The following is a 15,507-nucleotide window of genomic DNA, read 5'->3' as shown; positions in this document are numbered from 1 at the left end:
CCTGTGGCCGACCCCGCGCCTGTGGCTGGCCCCGTGCCTGCGGCGGGTCGCGCGCCTGTGGCGGTGCCCGTGCCTGTGGTGGGCCCCGCGCCCATGGTCGGTCCCGTGCCTGCGGCGGGCCCCGCGCCTGTGGTCGGCGCCGCGCCCCCGGCCGGCCCTGCACCCCCGGCCGGCCCCGCGCTTCCGGTCGGCGGCGGGTCCGTGGTCGGTCCCGGGACCGGGCTTGGGCTGGCGACCGCGGACAGGACCTCCTCCACGGCCACGTCGACCAGGCCCGCGAGTGCCGCCTCGCGCTCGCTCGCGGACAGCGCGGCGAGCCGTTCGGGCGGCTCCTCGTGGAAGTACGCGTCGAAGAACGCCCGCACGTCGGCCGGTTCCGCGATCCGCGCCCGGTCCCGTTCCGTGCTGTTCCGCAGCTCGTGCGGGAGCTGGCGCATCGACGCGCCGTACCCGAGGAGGACGAGCCGCGGCGCCTGCTCGCGGTGCACGGGCTGGTGCTCGTAGATGGCCAGGGCGAGCTGGCCGATGAGGTCCCACACGTCGGAGCCCGGGTCGAGCCGGTCGCAGTCGTCCAGGACGAACCAGAAGACGTCGTCGGCGCCCGTCGCCCGCAGCACGATCTGGTGCACCGCCTCCTCCAGGGAGGGCAGCGGATCGTTCAGACCGGTCCGTTCCTCCCCCGCACCCGGGAACGGCAGTGGCAGCGCGAGACCCGTGCGCGGGTCCGCGACGAACGTGGCCAGCCGACGCACGACCCGCGTCGCCGTGGACGTCCGGTCGAGGATGACGCGGGCGGGCAGGAAGCCATGGTGCTGGCCGATGTGCCGGATGAACGTGTACGTGTACGAACGGCCGCTGTCCGGCTCGCCGTCCACGACGAGCACCGACTTGTCGGCGTCCGCGACGAACGCGCGCAGCGTGTCGCGCAGGTCCGCGCGGTCGAGGAAGACCTCCGTACCGTTCTTCAGGACCGAGCTGCGGAACTCGTCGCGTGACCGGTGCACCAGCTCGTCCTCGCGGAGCCGCGCCAGGTACTCCCAGGCCGTCACGGCCTCCTGGCGGGCCGCCAGCCGGTCGTTGCGCACCAGCGCCTCCAGCAGCCGCACCTGCGCCGCGATGCTCGTGCGCGAGGCACGGACGAGCGCGCGGGCGTTCTCCGCGCTGACCGACGTCAGGGGGAGCGAGCCGACGAACTCGGGCGGGAGACCGGCGTGGCGCAGCTCCGTGTGCGGGTCCGTGGTGTCGAGGAGATACGTCTGCGCCCAGGTGGTGACCGTGTCCCATTCCGTGGTTTCCAGCGGCATAGCGCACCTGCCCGGTGGTCGTGGCCCTCCCGGCCGCCGTCCCGCTGCCGTCCCCGGCCCCGTTTCCCGCCCTCCTGGTCATGGTCACACCGCGTGTGCGCGCCTGCAATTCGGCGTGTCGCGCTGCGCGGGGCGCGCCCAAGGGCGCGGGCTCAGGGGACGCGCGTGAACGTGCGCCGCACCGGCTCCCGCACGAGCGGGTCGGACAGGTACTCGGTGATGCCGTGGTGGTTCTCGCCCGCGTTGCGGACCAGCAGGTCGGTGATCCGGCCCGGCGGGGCGTACTCGGGCCGCAGGGTGTGGTCGAGCGCCACGACGTCCCGTGCGTCCGAGACGTTGAGCCACAGCGCCGTACCGGACGGCATCGCGGGCGGCGCCGCCAGACAGTCCTGCACCTCCGTGACACCCAGCGGCGAGCCGAGCGTGACGAACAGGTCCACCTTCGGGTTCCGCGCGGCCAGCACCTCGTACGCGATCACGCTGCCGAGGCTGTGCGCGACGACCACGAGCGGCGCCGCGTACTCGCCGGCGGCGTCCAGCGCGTCCGACACGGCCTGGCGCATCGCCCGGCCCCTGCCGCCGAAGAAGTACGCGTGCGTGTCCTCGAAGGAGTGCTTCACCAGCCGCCGGAACAGCGCCGTACGGGCAGGGCGCGGCAACGGCAGCGCCTCGGGCAGCGGCCACTCACCCTGGCCGGGGCGCGGCTCCTCCGCCAGGGCCAGGGCCTCCGCCAGGTACGTCATGTCGCGCAGCCAGCCGCCGAGCGCCCCGCCGCGGGGCTCGTGTGCGGTACGCGCCACGAAGTGGGCGGGGTCCTCCAGGGCGGCCTGCGCGGCCCGCGCGGTCACTGCCGTGTCCGAACCGGAGGCCGCGTTCCCGTCGCCGGTCCCGGTCCCGGTTCTGGTGCCGGTCCCCGCGTTGCCCCCGGGACCTGCCCCCGCCCCGGCCGCCCCGGCCGTCCCCGCCCCGGCTCCCGCCCCCGCCGCCGCGAGAGCCTCCGCCTCCGCCTCGGCCTCCGCTTCGGCGACCGCCCGCGGGCGCCCCTCCAGCGGGTCCGGCACGGGGTCGGGCAGCGGTTCCGGGTGCAGCAGCGACGCGTAGTACGCGAGGTGGGACGCCTCCTCCATGTCGCGCCCGAACAGCGCCCGGTCCCACTGGGACCTGAGCAGTTCGGCGCGCGGCTTGGGGCCGCTTCCGTGGACGTACACGATCCGGGGTCGCATCGGGCCTCCTGCCTCAGATGTCCATGACCGTCTCGTCGGGCGAGGCCAGCCGCCGCCACCGCGCCTCCGGGGCCCGCGCCGCCGGCATCACGTCGGCGTCCGGCAGTGGCCCGAGGTCCAGGCCGGTCAGCTCCACCACGTCCGCGACCGGCACCTGGTACGTGCGGAACGCGCCCAGCGGCGGGGGAGCGCCCGGCACCGCACCGGCCAGGGCGCGGTCGGCGTCCCGGCTGAGGTCGGGGCTCTGGTCCAGCACGTACGCCGTCGCGGCGAGGCCCCCTTCGTGCACGAACCCGGCCACCTTCCAGAAGCGCATCGGCACCTGGATGCCCCGGTACGGCGGGTCCGAGTCGTGCAGCACGGGCCCGGTGAGCACCACCAGCCTGCGGTCGAAAAGCGCCGCGTGGTCGAGGAGGTGGTTCTCCAGGCCCTGCCACACCTGCTTGCCCTGGTTGAACACGTCCGCCTGCGGAGCGGCGTTCGTGTAGTGGAACGTGTCCGCGTCGGCGCGTACGGCCATGGCGACCGCGCCCCACACCGGGTCGAGCCTGCGCACCAGGTGCCCGCGGTCGAGCGAGTTGTTCTTGTAGATCTCGGGGCCCGCCTGCCAGTCCTCCGACACCCGCGGGTCGTACCGCCAGTCGTCGTCGCGCGGCACGTCCTCCACGAGCTGCTCGCCGTCGACGCACACGGCCGTGGCCGCCGCGAGCCTCCGGTCGGGCCGCAGGACGACGCTGAAGTGCGTGTACGGCAGGACGACGGTCTCGACGCCGGGCAGCGCGAGCACCGGCAGCGGCACCACGGGGCCGAGGAAGCCCTCGTCGAAGCCGGAGCGGTCGGCCAGCGCGTCGTTCCGGCGACCCTCCGAAGAATCGGAAGAGATCATGATATGACCGGTACCGCGCCCTGCACCGCCCCCAACGCCCCGCCCCCGCACGCCACCCCATCAGCGCACGCCGTTCAGGGGAATCACAGGCCCGGACCGGCGCGGCGGGTTCACGGCGCGCAAGGCCGCGGAAGGGATCGGGCCGACACCTCGAACGGCGACAGCGACACACATGCCGTGCGGCGCTCCCGCGCTCCGGCGGGCGCTCCCGCGCTCCGGCGGGCGCTCCCGCGCTCGGGCGGGCGCTGCGGCGCTGCGGCACTCCGGCCGTGCCGCTGCGCTGCGGCGCAAGGAGACCCTCCATGGCTTCCGGCCTTTCCCTGCACATCGGGCTGAACACCGTCGACCCCGACCGCTACGACGGCTGGGACGGGCGGCTCGTCGCCTGCGAGAACGACGCCCACGACATGGCCGCGCTGGCCCGCGCGGCCGGCTTCTCCGACACGGTGCTCCTCACCGCCGACGGTACGGTCGACGACGTCACGCGTGAGCTGCGCGCGGCCGCCGCGCGGCTCGTCCCCGGCGACGTCCTGCTCCTCACGTACTCCGGGCACGGCGGCCAGATCCCCGACGAGACCGGCGGCGACGAGGAGGAGGACGCACTCGACGAGACGCTCGTCCTGTACGACCGGCAGTTCCTCGACGACGAGCTGCACCGCGAACTCGCCCGGTTCCCCGACGGCGTACGCGTCCTGGTCCTGCTGGACTGCTGCCACAGCGGCACCGGCATCGAGGTACGGGACCTGCTCACGCCGGATGCCCTGCGGGAGCAGTTCGGCACCGCCGACCGCGACGCGATCGAGACCGTGTCACGGCTCATGCCGGTCGCGCGGCAGGGCGCCGTCTACCAGCGCGACAAGGCCTTCTTCCAGGAGCTCCAGCGCGAGCTGCGCGCGGAGGCGGGGCCCGGCGCCCGGGCGGGCGGCGGCCGGCGGGAGGCCGACGCGCTGCTCATCTCCGCGTGCCAGGACAACCAGCTCGCCTCCGACGGCCCGGTCAACGGCAAGTTCACCGAGACGCTGCTGGACGTCTGGAACAAGGGCGCGTTCCGGGGCGGCCACCGCGCCTTCCACCGCGCGATCGTGCGCCGCATGCCCGCGAGCCAGAGCCCCAACCTGTACGTCGCGGGGCGCCCGGACGCGGCGTTCGTGGCCCAGCGGCCGTTCACCGTCTGAGGGTCAGCCGAACAGCGCGGGCACCCGGATCGTATGGACCGGCCGGCCGTCCGGCTGTGACGACCACGCGTGGTTCTTGACCTGCGGCCGTGGCCGGGGCCCGGGACGCGGCCGGGGCGGGGACTGCGGCGGATGCTCGGTGCGGTGTTCCGTCGCCGTACGGGCCGGCAGGCGCCCACCGGGCATGCCCGCCGCATCCGTCGCCGCCGCCGTCGCCGTCGCCGCATCCGTCGCCGTCGCCGTCGTCGTGTCGGCGGCGCGCGGACGCTCGGAGGAGCCGCCCGCGGCTGCTGCTGCCGCTGTCACCGCGCTCACCGTCCTTCCCTCGGAAGTCTTCTCCTTCAGGCCCCTCAAGGCACCGGCGACACCCGCCCGTTCTCGTGGTGGGGCGGGAGCCCGGGCATCACCGGGTACGGGTGCGGGGGTCGCATGCCCACGCCGGGCACCACCGCGCCGACCGCCTGGCCGGCCAGGGCGGACACGATGTCCGCCGCCGTGAGCAGCCCCGCGAGGCGCCCGTCGTCGCCCGTCACCGGCAGCGCGTCGCACTCGTTCGCGTTCATCACGTTCACGGCCCGCCGCACCGGGTCCCGGTGGTGGACGACCACGCACCGGCGGGCGCGCACCAGATCACCCGCGTACCGCCGCGACAGGGACACGGCGGGCGCCGCGCACGCCACGGCCAGTTCGGCCCTGTCCAGGACCCCCGCGCAGCGGCCGTCCGGCCGCACGACCGGCAGATGCCGCGCCGCCGACCGCTCCAGCAGCTCCCACGCGACCAGCAGCGTCTCACCGGCGGCGACGCTGACCACCGACGTACGCATCACGTCCGCGACGCTCCGCGCGAGTACGGGGCGCTCCTCGGCGGGCGGCCCGTCCTTGGGGCGGGGGACATCGTCCTGGACATCCTGGTGGGCGGGGTTCGCGGAGGTCCTCTCCTCCAGCGCGTGCTGCCTCATGACGCCCTCCTGGGCGGTCGTGGCCGGACCTTCACGTTCCACTACCCTCCACCCTGCCACTCTCGCGCCGTCCACGTCGTCCACGTCGCTCACAGCCCCTGAGCCGCCTCCGCGGCCGGAGGCTCCGCCGGGGGAAGATGCCGCAGGAACCACGCCGTGGCCAGCTCCTCGACCTGCTCCATGGCGCCCGGTTCCTCGAACAGATGGGTCGCGCCCGGCACCACCTCGATCGCGTGCTCGCAGCGCAGCTCCGCCGCCGCCTGCCGGTTGAGCGGCAGCACCTGCGCGTCGGCGCCGCCCACGATCAGCAGCGTCGGCGCCCGTACGGCTCCGAGGCGCGGCCCCGCGAGGTCGGGCCGGCCTCCGCGGCTCACCACCGCCGCGACCTCCGCTTCCGGCTCGGCCGCCGCCCACAGCGCCGCCGCCGCGCCCGTACTGGCGCCGAACCAGCAGACCGGCGGGGCGTGCGGATAGGTGCGGCGCAGCCAGGCGGTGGCCCCGGCGAGGCGGCCGGCCAGCAGCGGGATGTCGAACACCAGGTCGCGGTCCCGGCCCTCCTCCTCGGTGAGCAGGTCGAACAGCAGCGTGCCGAGCCCGTTCCGGTTCAGTGTCCCGGCGACCGCCCGGTTGCGAGGGCTGCGGCGGCCGCTGCCGCTGCCGTGCGCGAAGACCACCACGCCGCGCGCCACACCGCCCGGCAGCGCCAGGTCGCCGTCGAGGCGGACGCCCTCGACGTCCACGACGACCGGCTCCTCGCTTCTCCCGGCTCCGCGAGCAGGGGGTGCCTCGGGCGTCCCGGGCGTGCCCGGTGTCCCGGGCGTCTCCGGCAGGGGGTGCAGGGCCAGCAGCTCGGTGACCTCGTCGTCGTCCGTCTGCGCGAAGTCGTCGTACCACTGCCCGACCGCCCCGAACCACTCCGGCGTCGACAGGCACACCACGTCGTCCGCCTCCTGCCGCAGCAGCGCCACCGCGTCGGGCGGCGCCACCGGTACGGCCATGACGACCCGTGCCGCGCCGTGCGCCCGTGCCACCCGGCAGGCCACGAGGGCGGTCGACCCGGTCGCGATGCCGTCGTCGACCAGCACCGCCGTACGCCCCGCCAGCGGTACGCCGGGCCTGCCCCCGCGGTACCGGCGCAGCCGCTGCTCCAGGACGGCGCGCTCGGCCTCCTCGACCCGCGCCTGGTCCCGCTCGCCGACCCGGGCGGACCGTACGACGGCCTCGTTCACGACCCGTACGCCGCCCTCGCCGATCGCGCCGAAGCCCAGCTCGGGGTGGGTCGGCACGCCCAACTTCCGTACGACGAGGACGTCCAGGGGCGCGCCGATGCCCTCGGCCACCTGGTGGGCCACCGGGACCCCGCCGCGCGGCAGCCCGAGCACGACGGGGTCGTCGAGGCGCAGCCGCGCCACCGCGTCGGCCAGCAGCCGTCCCGCGGACGCACGGTCGGTGAACCGCAGATCATCGGTGAACCGCATGACGTCCTCCCGCTCTGCCCCTGTCCGTCCGGGCCGCCCGGGCCGCCCGGGCAAGTCCCGGGCAAGTCCCGGGCAAGTCCCGGGCAAGTCCCGGGCAAGTCCCGGGCAAGTCCCGGGCCCGTCCCGGAGGCATTCGGGCCCCTGCGGATGCCCGACGTGCCGGAGTGGGCGCACCATGGAGTGACGACGAGGAAGGTGGAAGCTGTGCGGGCGAGTTTCACCATCGGACGCATCGCCCAGGTCCGCGTCGGGGTCCACTGGAGCGTCCTGTTCATCTTTGCTCTCATCGTATGGGGCCTCGCGCAGGGCCGCTTCCCCGCGGCCCACCCGGGCAGGGAGCCGGTGCTGTACTGGGTGGCCGGGCTGGCCACGGCCGTCGTGTTCTTCCTGTCCCTCCTCGCGCACGAGCTGGCCCACGCGGTGGTCGCCCGGCGCAACGGCGTGGAGGTCGACGACATCGTGCTGTGGCTGCTCGGCGGTGCCGCGCGGCTCCACTCGGAGGCGCCGAAGCCGGCCGCCGAGCTGCGCATCGCGGGCGTCGGGCCGCTGGTCAGCCTGGTGCTGGGCGGGGTGTTCGCGCTCACCGCGTGGCTGCTGATCCTCGCCGACGCACCCGGGCTGCTGGCCGAGGCCGTGGTCTGGCTGGCCGCCATCAACATCCTGCTGGCCGTCTTCAACGCCATACCCGCCGCCCCGCTGGACGGCGGGCGGCTGCTGCGGGCGGTGCTGTGGTGGCGTACGGGGGACAGGCTGCGGGCGACCGCGGGGGCGACGGCGGCGGGCCGCGGCTTCGGGTGGCTGCTGGTGGCCCTGGGTCTGCTGGTGTTCCTGCGCACCGGGTCGTTCGGCGGGCTGTGGCTCGGCCTGATCGGCTGGTTCCTGGTGGCCGCCGCGACCGCGGAGGGCCGGCAGGCGCAGCTCCGGGGCGTGCTGGCGGGCGTGCCGGTGCGGCAGGCGATGACGCAGGACCCGGTCACGGTGCCCGCCGGGGTGACCGTGGCGTATTTCCTGGCCGACCCGCGCTACCGCTACCGCCACTCGGCGTTCCCCGCCGTGGAGGGCGACCGGCCCGTCGGCCTGATGACCCTGGACCGTGCCCGCGCCGTCCCGGAGGACCGGCGGGGTGTCGTACGGGTCGGGGAGGTCATGGCGCCGCTGTCCGAGGTGACGGTGGTCGGCCCGGACGATCCGCTGGCGGACCTGCTGCCGCGGATGGAGGCGGGCGCCGACCACAAGGTCCTGGTCACGGACGCGGGCGGCCGGCTGGTCGGCATGGTGTCGTCGTCGGACGTGAGCCGCACGGTGACGTGGCTGATGTCGGCGGACTCCAACCGCCGCCCGCCGCGGTGGGGTTAGGCGGAGTCCGGCGGGTCTTTCCCCTATCCCGCCCCTTCCCGAAACTGGGGCTTCGCCCCCAGACCCCCTGTCGCGCCTGGACGGCGCTTGTCCTCAATCGCCGGACGGGCTCAATTGAGCCCCTCCGCCGATTGAGGAGCGGGGGTTCGGGGGCGGAGCCCCAGTTTCGGGAAGGGGCGGGGTGGGGAAAGACCCACCGGACCCGGTCGGCGCCACCGGCCCGCCCCCGAGCCCCCGGCGTGCCTCAGCCTCCCCGGTACAGGCGGTCCGCGCCCACCAAGGTGACCGCGCCCTCCGTCTCCGCCGCCCGCAGGGCCGGGCCGAAGCCCGCGCTGCTGTAGCAGACGAGGACGGTACGGCCCACGTCCTCGCCGCGCTCGGCCAGCAGGCCGGTCAGGCGGCGCAGCCACTCCAGGTGGTGCACGTCCATCACCTCGCCCCAACGGGCGAGCCCCACCGACAGCAGCGGACCCGGCCGCCCGTCGCCCGGCACCTGCTCCTGACCCCTGACCACAACCTCCGCGCCCGGCTCGCCCGGGCCCGCGAGCGAGCCGTACCCGACCTGCCCCGGCACCGCCCCGAACGTGTCGGGCGTGGCGTGCTCCCGTACCCACGCACGGCACACCTCGGCGAAATCGGCGCGCGCCACCGTCGACTCGAACGTCTCGCGGGCCCGCGACCACACCTCCGCAGCGACACCCCCGCGCCCGCCGTCCGCGTCCCGCTCCAGCAGGGTGCGGTACGGCCGTACGACGGCGTGGTCGAAGGCCAGCAGCGGCTCCGCGACCCGCAACCTGGTGAGGTGCGGGCGCAGCGCGTCCGGCTCGGCGCGCAGCAGCTCGCAGTCCTGGAGGAGCGCCAGCGCGTGCGACACGTCGCCGAGCGAAGCGCCGACCCGCCCCGCGACCTCGCCGGGCGTGGAGGCCCCGAGCGCGACCGCCGCGAGCACCGAGTGGCACAGGGCGCGGTCGCCCCGGTCCGCCTCCTCGTGCACCAGCCGCGGCGCCTCGTGGAACAGCGGCGTCCGCGGATCCAGCGCCGTGCCGCACACCCACGCGTCGAAGTCGTCCGGCCCCTCCGGCACCCGCCCGCCGACGAACGCCCGGCGGTACGCGGGCGTGCCGCCCACCACCGCGTGCACGCGCAGCGCCAGGCGGTGGTCGTCGATCCCCCAGAACCGGGCCGCCTCGCGGAACCCGAACGGCCGCACCTCCAGGTCGAGCGCGACCAGGGCCTTGAGGGGCGAGGGCCCGCAGAAGAGCCTGCGCATCACCGGGTGGGAGCTGCCGCTGAGCAGCAGCCGGGCCCGCCCGCCTCCGGTGCCTCCGGTGCCGCCAGAGCCTCCGGTGCCGCCAGGGCCGCCAGGGCCTCCGGAGCCTCCGGCGCGCTCCGTGACGTCCGCGTACCGTCGGAACGCCGCGAGCAGGGCGGCCGCGAGCGCCGGGCTCTGCGCCACCAGGCGCGGGAACTCGTCCAGTACGACGGGCACCGGCTCCGGCCGCCGCGCGCCGAGCGCCAGCAGGGCGTCCAGGGCCTCGCCCCAGTCGCGCGGCGGGGGGCGCTGCGGGCCCTGCGCGCCTCCGGTGTGCCGCGCCAGCTCCTCGCCGAGCCGCCGCAGCGACTCTGCCTCGACCGCGTCGTCCGCGCAGAACAGGAAGCCGCCGTCCACGCTCTCGGCCAGCGCCTCCAGCAGGTACGTCTTGCCCTGCCGCAGCCGTCCGGAGACCACCCCGAGGCGCGGCCCCGGAGCGGGGTCGCGGGTGAAGCGGGTGAGCGCGTCCCAGGCCTCGTCGCGGTCGAACACCGCCTCGGGCTTCGTGACCGTCCGGGTCGCGGCGTATCCGGTCATGTCCCTGGCCTCCTCGGCCCCCCGGCACTGTCCAGCGTGGCAGACCCCGGCCCAGCGCGGGTACCCGGATGCGGACGTATCCTGAAACGAGGTGGTCCTTCTTTCAACAGCTCACTGACAACCGCTCATCGAGCCATCGAGCAATTGAGCAACCGAGCAATCGAGCCGGAGGCCACAATGGATGTACTGGTACTCATCGGACGCATCCTCTTCTCCCTTCTCTTCCTCGCGTCGGCGGCGAACCACCTGGTGCTGAACACCAAGGGCATGTCCGCCTATGCCGCGAGCCGCGGCATCCCGGCCCCCGCCCCCGCCACGATCGGTGCGGGTCTCGTGATACTCGCCGGAGGGCTCAGTGTGGCCCTGGGTATCTGGGCCGACCTCGGCGCCCTGCTGTTGGCGGTGTTCCTGTTCCCGACCGCGGTGCTGATGCACGGGTTCTGGAAGGAGCCCACGCCCGAGTCACGGCAGGGGGAGATGACGCACTTCCTCAAGGACTGCGCACTGGGCGGCGCCGCCCTGATGCTGCTGGCGTTCTTCTCGTACGCAGGCAGCGACCTCGGTCTCACCATCACGGGCCCGCTGTTCGACATCCGCTGAGGCACCGTCAACAGCGGATCCTGCGGGACAGCCCGCGTACACCCCGTGTCGGAGTTGGGCCGAACGGGTGAGGGGCGCGAGGATGGTGCGCATGAGTAGGTACGAGAGGTACGACGTCACCGACGAACAGTGGGAGGGCCTCGCGCAGGTCGTCCCACTGCGAGGGCGCGACGAGTGGCCGTCCAGGGTCGACCACCGCACGATGCCCCAGGACCGGGAGGCCGAGGCGCAGCGCCGCATGATCGTGCTGCGCGTCCAGGTCTTCGCGGACGCGCGCGAGGTCGCCGAGTACCTCGTCGCGAAGATCCCGGTGCTCCTTGACCTGACGAGCGCCGACACCGAAGTCGCCAAGCGCATCCTGGACTTCAGCAGCGGAGTCGTCTTCGGGCTGGGCAGTGCGATGCACCGCGTCGACCGGAATGTGTTCCTGCTGGCGCCCGCCGGCACGGAGGTGGAGGGCGCGGCCGCGGCGGCGGTCCCGCACGCGTAGCTCGTTCGTAGGAAGCCTGTTCGGGCGGAACGGTTCAGCGTGCCACGCGCTCGTACGGTGGCCGACCATGGACCTCACCAGGCGTGACGTCACGCTCACCGCACCGCCCCCACAGCGGGCTACGGGCGCCGGGCAGGGTGCCACCACCCACCCCCCTGCCCACCAGCCCGCCCCGACCCACCAGCCGAACGCGCCGCGCCAGGCCGGCGCGGCTCATCCGGCGGATACGGCTCAACAGACTGGCGCCGCGCGTCCCGCTGGCCCGGTTCGCCAGGCTGGCCCGGGTGCCCCGGCGCGCCAGACCGGCGCGGCTGGCCCGGCTGGCGCGGCTCAACCGGCTGGCGCCGCGCGCCCGGTCGAGGCGCCTCGCCCGGCTGCCCCGGCGCGCCAGGCCGGCCCGCTCCGTCAGGAGGGCCTGACCCGTCAGGAGGGCCCGTCCCGCCCGGCTGCCCCGGCTCGTTCGCCCCGCCAGGCCGGCCCGTCCCGCCCGGGTGGCCCGGCTCGGCCGCATGTCACCGAGCTGCGTCTCTCCGCCTTCAAGTCGCACCGCGGCACGGTCCTGCCGATCGGTCCCGTGACCCTCTTCGCAGGCCCGAGCGGCAGCGGCAAGACCAGCGCGCTGGAGGCGTACGAGGCGCTGGCCGGGCTCGCCGCGGGCACCGCGCTCGGGCGGCTGTTCCCGGACCCCGTCGGCTGTGTACCGGAAGGCGCCGCGCCGGACGCGCAGGGCCGCCGGGGCTTCCGTATCGGCTGCACGGCCGACGGACCCGCCGGAACCGTACGGCTCGACCTCGCCGTCCAGGCCGAGCCGCACTTCCGCGTGGCCGGCGAGCGGCTCACCGACGGCGAGGGGCGCACACTGCTGACGACCGCGCTGCGCGACCCGCGCCGCCGGGTCGTGCACGCCGAGTGGCACACGGCGGGTGCCGCGGGTGTCACGCGCGCCCCGCTGCCCGACGACCGGCTGGCCACGGCCCTGCTGCCGCTGCGGGTCGCGGGCAAGACGGACGGTCAGCGACGGGTGCTCGCGGCGGCCGAGCAGATGGTGCTGGCGCTGCGGTCGGTGTTCGCGTGCGACCCGCAGCCCCGGCGGATGCGGCGCCCCGTGCCCCCGGGTGACGGGCGGCTGCGGCACGGCTGCGACAACCTGGCGGCCGTACTGCACCGCACCCGCGCCGACTGCCGCCACCGGCACGCCCTGCTGGCCGCGGCCGCCCGCGCCGGCTGCGCCGGGCCGGTACGGGGCCTGGACGTGGAGCGGCTGCCGGACGGCACGGTCCGGGCGGTACTGGAACGGGGCGGGGCGGCCGGCGGTACGCCCCTGGAGCGGCTCGGCGACGGGGAACTGCGCTACCTGGCCCTCGCGCTGGTCCTGCTGACCGGCCCCGGTGTGCTGGCCGTCGACCAGGCGGCCGAGGTCCCCGGCGCGATGCAGTCGCTGACCGTGCTCGCGGACGGCTTCGACCGCGGCCTCGACGCCCGCCAGGCCGGCGAACTCACCGCCCTGGCCGCGCGGATCAGCGCGGACCGCCACATTCGGCTGGTCGGCACCGTCGGCGGGACGGGCGCGGGGGCCGGGCGCACGTGTCCCGGCGCGACGGTGGTAGACCTGGGGCCGTGACCGAACTGGATGTACAAGGACTGCAGCGCAGGCTCGCCGAGTTCGCGGCGTCGCGCGCCTGGCAGCCGTACCACACCCCGAAGAACCTCGCGACGGCGCTGAGCGTCGAGGCCGCGGAACTCCTGGAGATCTTCCAGTGGTTGACCCCGGAGGAGGCCGAGCGGGTCATGGACGACCCGGAGACGGCCCATCGCGTACGGGACGAGGTGGCCGACGTGCTCGCGTATCTGCTCCAGTTCTGCGGGGTGCTGGGCGTCGATCCGCTGGAGGCGCTCTCCGCCAAGATCGACCGGAACGAGCTCCGTTTCCCCGTGGGGCGTCCGCCAGGGCGGGCCGCACGCACGGATCGTCACTCTGCGGAGTGATCGACTTATTCACACTGAGCTTCGTGTCCACAGATTTCCGAATTCCCCTGGCTTTTGTGCTCGGACAGCTTCACTCTGGGTAGTGACTCAGTGAGCGGAAAGTCGTACGAACGGGGGCGGCGTACATGGATGCGGAACGGCTCATCGCGAGCAGCAGCCGCGACCTGGCGGAGAGCCGGTCGGCGCTGGACATCATGACGGCGGCCTGGCAGGCGCAGTGCCTGGCCCAGGCCGTCGGGGAGCAGCTCGCACTGTGCGGGACGCCGGAGTTGAGAGGCGAGGCGCGCGAGCTGGGCGAGATCGGCGGCCGGTCCTGCGCGGCCGTCGGCCCGGACCACCCGGCGTGGCGTACGGGGGCGCGGGCGGAGCGGCTGACGGAGATCGGGGACGAGCGCCGGACGTTGACGGCGCTCGGCGTGCTGCTCGGAGAGGTGGGCATCGCCCTGGTGGGCGTGGCGTGCGCCACCGACGAGGAGGGGCTGTACTGGCAGTGCATCGAGGCGATCGACGCCGCTGACGAGTCGAGCGACCGGGTGCGGGGAATGCTGCGCCGGCTCACCGTGCGGGACCGTGCGAGACCTCCCGGAGTCCCGGTCGGCGGACGGACAGACCACCGGCGAACGCCGGTTGAGACGGCGACGCCCGTCGACGCGGCCCCGTCGCCCACCGCCTGGACGGGCCCTGAAGCCCTGCCGCACGACCGGCCCGTCCGCGAGGGGACCGAAGGCGAACGGGCCGGCCGTGCGGAACGCGGCCGACGACGGGCCGACCGCGAACGGGCCGACCGCGAGCGGGCGGTGGAGGTGGCGGACCCGGCGGACTCGGCGGCCGGGTCATGACCACGAACGTGCGGCGGACGCCCTCGGCCGAGGGCTCAGAGGGCGCGGCGCGCCGGTGTGGCGCCGTCCTCCTCGGCCGGACGCTGCGCGGAGGACTGCAGATCGGCGTCCAGTTGCGACAGGTCGGCGTTGAGGGCCGCCATCAGCTCCTCCATCTGCTGCAGCAGACCCTTCGGGGCGCCGGCGCCCTGCTGCTCGGGCATGTCCGGCGCGGACACGGCCTGTTCGGGCACGGCTTCCTGCGACATCACGGCCTCCTCGGCCCAGGCCCTCCCGGCGGGGGAGGGCGACAAGAGAGCGACGCGCCGACAGCTGCCGCCGGCACGCGGGCCGGGCGGTCCGGCACCGCCGAGCCAACGACCACCACCGCCGACCGGTCACGGTCCGTCACATTCGGGTTGACGGTGTTCGAACGGGCAGGATGGTCGTATGGACGTACGCATCTTCACAGAGCCTCAGCAAGGCGCGGACTACGACACTCTCCTCAAGGTCGCCAAGGCCACGGAAGACCTCTCGTTCGACGCCTTCTTCCGCTCGGACCACTATCTCCACATGGGCTCGGTGGACGGCCTGCCCGGACCCACCGACGCCTGGATCACCCTGGCCGGCCTCGCACGCGAGACCCGGCGGATCCGCCTCGGCACACTGATGACGGCCGCCACGTTCCGGCTGCCGGGCCCGCTCGCCATCCAGGTGGCACAGGTGGACCAGATGTCGGGCGGCCGTGTCGAACTCGGCCTGGGGGCCGGATGGTTCGAGCAGGAGCACGCGGCGTACGGCATCCCGTTCCCGAAGGAGAAGTTCGGCCGCCTGGAGGAGCAGCTCGCCATCGTCACGGGCCTGTGGGGCACGGAGCCCGGCAAGACGTTCTCGTACGAGGGGAGGTACTACCAGCTGACCGACTCACCCGCCCTGCCCAAGCCGGCGCAGCAGAAGGTCCCGGTGCTGATCGGCGGCCTCGGCGCCAGCCGCACGCCTCGGCTCGCCGCCCGGTACGCCGACGAGTTCAACGTCCCGTTCGCGTCCCTGGCGGACACCGAGCGCCAGTTCACCCGCGTCCGCACCGCGGCCGAGGTAGCCGGGCGCCGCCCGGACGACCTGGTGTACTCCAACGCCCTGGTGGTGTGCGTCGGCCGGAACGACGCCGAGGTGGCCCGCCGCGCGGCCGCCATCGGCCGCGACGTGGCCGAACTGAGGACCAACGGCGTCGCCGGCTCCCCCGCGGAGGCGGTGGACAAGCTCGGGAGCTACGCCGAACTGGGCTGCACCCGCGTCTACCTCCAACTCCTCGACCTCCACGACCTGGACCACCTGGAGCTGATCTCGTCCCAGGTCATGGCGCAACTGGGCTGACGCGTCAGG

14 protein-coding genes and 2 pseudogenes are annotated in these 15,507 nt (G+C 74.8%); 8 read left to right on the top strand and 8 right to left on the bottom strand.

What is annotated here, in order from left to right; all coding sequences use genetic code 11:
• The 3 genes and pseudogenes from HTZ82_RS00870 to HTZ82_RS00860 form a co-directional block, all read right to left on the bottom strand.
• Positions 1 to 1,304, bottom strand: a pseudogene (locus HTZ82_RS00870) (hypothetical protein); the annotation flags it as partial.
• Between the two features lie 152 nt (positions 1,305 to 1,456).
• Positions 1,457 to 2,527: a hypothetical protein gene (locus HTZ82_RS00865; protein ID WP_175407294.1), complete on the bottom strand. Its 1,071-nt coding sequence runs from the start codon at positions 2,525 to 2,527 to the stop codon at positions 1,457 to 1,459.
• 13 nt (positions 2,528 to 2,540) lie between these two features.
• Entirely contained in the window at positions 2,541 to 3,413 is an 873-nt protein-coding gene (locus HTZ82_RS00860; RefSeq protein WP_175407293.1) for a DNA/RNA non-specific endonuclease, read from the bottom strand.
• A 302-nt stretch (positions 3,414 to 3,715) separates the two neighbouring features.
• On the opposite strand from HTZ82_RS00860, the gene HTZ82_RS00855 reads away from it, so the two are divergent.
• Entirely contained in the window at positions 3,716 to 4,588 is an 873-nt protein-coding gene (locus HTZ82_RS00855) for a caspase family protein (protein WP_175407292.1), read from the top strand.
• Positions 4,589 to 4,591: 3 nt separating this feature from the next.
• Here the strand turns inward: HTZ82_RS00855 and HTZ82_RS00850 are convergent, their stop codons facing one another.
• From HTZ82_RS00850 to HTZ82_RS00840, 3 genes are all read right to left on the bottom strand, one after another.
• Positions 4,592 to 4,903 (bottom strand): hypothetical protein, encoded by a 312-nt coding sequence (locus tag HTZ82_RS00850; protein ID WP_175407291.1) that lies wholly within the window; start codon positions 4,901 to 4,903, stop codon positions 4,592 to 4,594.
• Positions 4,904 to 4,938: 35 nt separating this feature from the next.
• Entirely contained in the window at positions 4,939 to 5,547 is a 609-nt protein-coding gene (locus HTZ82_RS00845) for an HPP family protein (RefSeq protein WP_175407290.1), read from the bottom strand.
• An 89-nt stretch (positions 5,548 to 5,636) separates the two neighbouring features.
• On the bottom strand, positions 5,637 to 7,007 hold the full coding sequence (locus HTZ82_RS00840) for a phosphoribosyltransferase (RefSeq protein WP_175407296.1): 1,371 nt from the start codon (positions 7,005 to 7,007) through the stop codon (positions 5,637 to 5,639).
• Between the two features lie 222 nt (positions 7,008 to 7,229).
• On the opposite strand from HTZ82_RS00840, the gene HTZ82_RS00835 reads away from it, so the two are divergent.
• Entirely contained in the window at positions 7,230 to 8,381 is a 1,152-nt protein-coding gene (locus HTZ82_RS00835; protein WP_175407289.1) for a site-2 protease family protein, read from the top strand.
• Positions 8,382 to 8,625: 244 nt separating this feature from the next.
• Here the strand turns inward: HTZ82_RS00835 and HTZ82_RS00830 are convergent, their stop codons facing one another.
• Positions 8,626 to 10,230 carry an ATP-binding protein gene (locus HTZ82_RS00830; protein WP_175407288.1) on the bottom strand — a complete coding sequence of 535 codons (1,605 nt, stop codon included), beginning with the start codon at positions 10,228 to 10,230 and terminating at the stop codon, positions 8,626 to 8,628.
• Between the two features lie 177 nt (positions 10,231 to 10,407).
• Here HTZ82_RS00830 and HTZ82_RS00825 point away from each other — a divergent pair, with 177 nt between their 5' ends.
• The 5 genes and pseudogenes from HTZ82_RS00825 to HTZ82_RS00805 all read left to right on the top strand — a co-directional run.
• The gene (locus HTZ82_RS00825) at positions 10,408 to 10,830 is read left to right on the top strand and encodes a DoxX family protein (protein WP_175407287.1); all 423 of its coding nucleotides are present in this window, start codon (positions 10,408 to 10,410) and stop codon (positions 10,828 to 10,830) included.
• Between the two features lie 91 nt (positions 10,831 to 10,921).
• The gene (locus HTZ82_RS00820) at positions 10,922 to 11,320 is read left to right on the top strand and encodes a cell division protein SepF (protein WP_175407286.1); all 399 of its coding nucleotides are present in this window, start codon (positions 10,922 to 10,924) and stop codon (positions 11,318 to 11,320) included.
• Between the two features lie 415 nt (positions 11,321 to 11,735).
• Positions 11,736 to 12,941, top strand: a complete 1,206-nt coding sequence (locus HTZ82_RS00815; RefSeq protein WP_375540763.1) for an ATP-binding protein — start codon at positions 11,736 to 11,738, stop codon at positions 12,939 to 12,941.
• On the top strand, positions 12,938 to 13,306 hold the full coding sequence (locus HTZ82_RS00810) for a nucleotide pyrophosphohydrolase (protein WP_175407285.1): 369 nt from the start codon (positions 12,938 to 12,940) through the stop codon (positions 13,304 to 13,306). Before HTZ82_RS00815 ends, HTZ82_RS00810 begins: the two co-directional genes overlap by 4 nt.
• Positions 13,307 to 13,431: 125 nt before the next feature.
• Positions 13,432 to 13,890, top strand: a pseudogene (locus HTZ82_RS00805) (DUF6099 family protein); the annotation flags it as partial.
• Positions 13,891 to 14,180: 290 nt separating this feature from the next.
• Here the strand turns inward: HTZ82_RS00805 and HTZ82_RS00800 are convergent.
• Positions 14,181 to 14,393 carry a hypothetical protein gene (locus HTZ82_RS00800; RefSeq protein WP_175407284.1) on the bottom strand — a complete coding sequence of 71 codons (213 nt, stop codon included), beginning with the start codon at positions 14,391 to 14,393 and terminating at the stop codon, positions 14,181 to 14,183.
• Positions 14,394 to 14,574: 181 nt separating this feature from the next.
• On the opposite strand from HTZ82_RS00800, the gene HTZ82_RS00795 reads away from it, so the two are divergent.
• The gene (locus HTZ82_RS00795) at positions 14,575 to 15,498 is read left to right on the top strand and encodes an LLM class F420-dependent oxidoreductase (RefSeq protein ID WP_175407283.1); all 924 of its coding nucleotides are present in this window, start codon (positions 14,575 to 14,577) and stop codon (positions 15,496 to 15,498) included.
• Positions 15,499 to 15,507 lie beyond the last annotated feature (9 nt).

The sequence above is a fragment of the Streptomyces sp. TRM64462 genome (genome assembly GCF_013362995.1).
In the GTDB taxonomy this organism is placed as follows: domain Bacteria; phylum Actinomycetota; class Actinomycetes; order Streptomycetales; family Streptomycetaceae; genus Streptomyces.
This window is presented reverse-complemented; position numbering and strand designations above follow the sequence as displayed.

What these genes read in the sequence shown, in the direction of transcription:
- HTZ82_RS00865 (WP_175407294.1), bottom strand. Translation starts at nt 2,527, where the DNA reads ATGCGACCCCGGATCGTGTACGTCCACGGAAGCGGCCCCAAGCCGCGC.
- HTZ82_RS00860 (WP_175407293.1), bottom strand. Translation starts at nt 3,413, where the DNA reads ATGATCTCTTCCGATTCTTCGGAGGGTCGCCGGAACGACGCGCTGGCC.
- HTZ82_RS00855 (WP_175407292.1), top strand. Translation starts at nt 3,716, where the DNA reads ATGGCTTCCGGCCTTTCCCTGCACATCGGGCTGAACACCGTCGACCCC.
- HTZ82_RS00845 (WP_175407290.1), bottom strand. Translation starts at nt 5,547, where the DNA reads ATGAGGCAGCACGCGCTGGAGGAGAGGACCTCCGCGAACCCCGCCCAC.
- HTZ82_RS00830 (WP_175407288.1), bottom strand. Translation starts at nt 10,230, where the DNA reads ATGACCGGATACGCCGCGACCCGGACGGTCACGAAGCCCGAGGCGGTG.
- HTZ82_RS00825 (WP_175407287.1), top strand. Translation starts at nt 10,408, where the DNA reads ATGGATGTACTGGTACTCATCGGACGCATCCTCTTCTCCCTTCTCTTC.
- HTZ82_RS00820 (WP_175407286.1), top strand. Translation starts at nt 10,922, where the DNA reads ATGAGTAGGTACGAGAGGTACGACGTCACCGACGAACAGTGGGAGGGC.
- HTZ82_RS00800 (WP_175407284.1), bottom strand. Translation starts at nt 14,393, where the DNA reads ATGTCGCAGGAAGCCGTGCCCGAACAGGCCGTGTCCGCGCCGGACATG.
- HTZ82_RS00795 (WP_175407283.1), top strand. Translation starts at nt 14,575, where the DNA reads ATGGACGTACGCATCTTCACAGAGCCTCAGCAAGGCGCGGACTACGAC.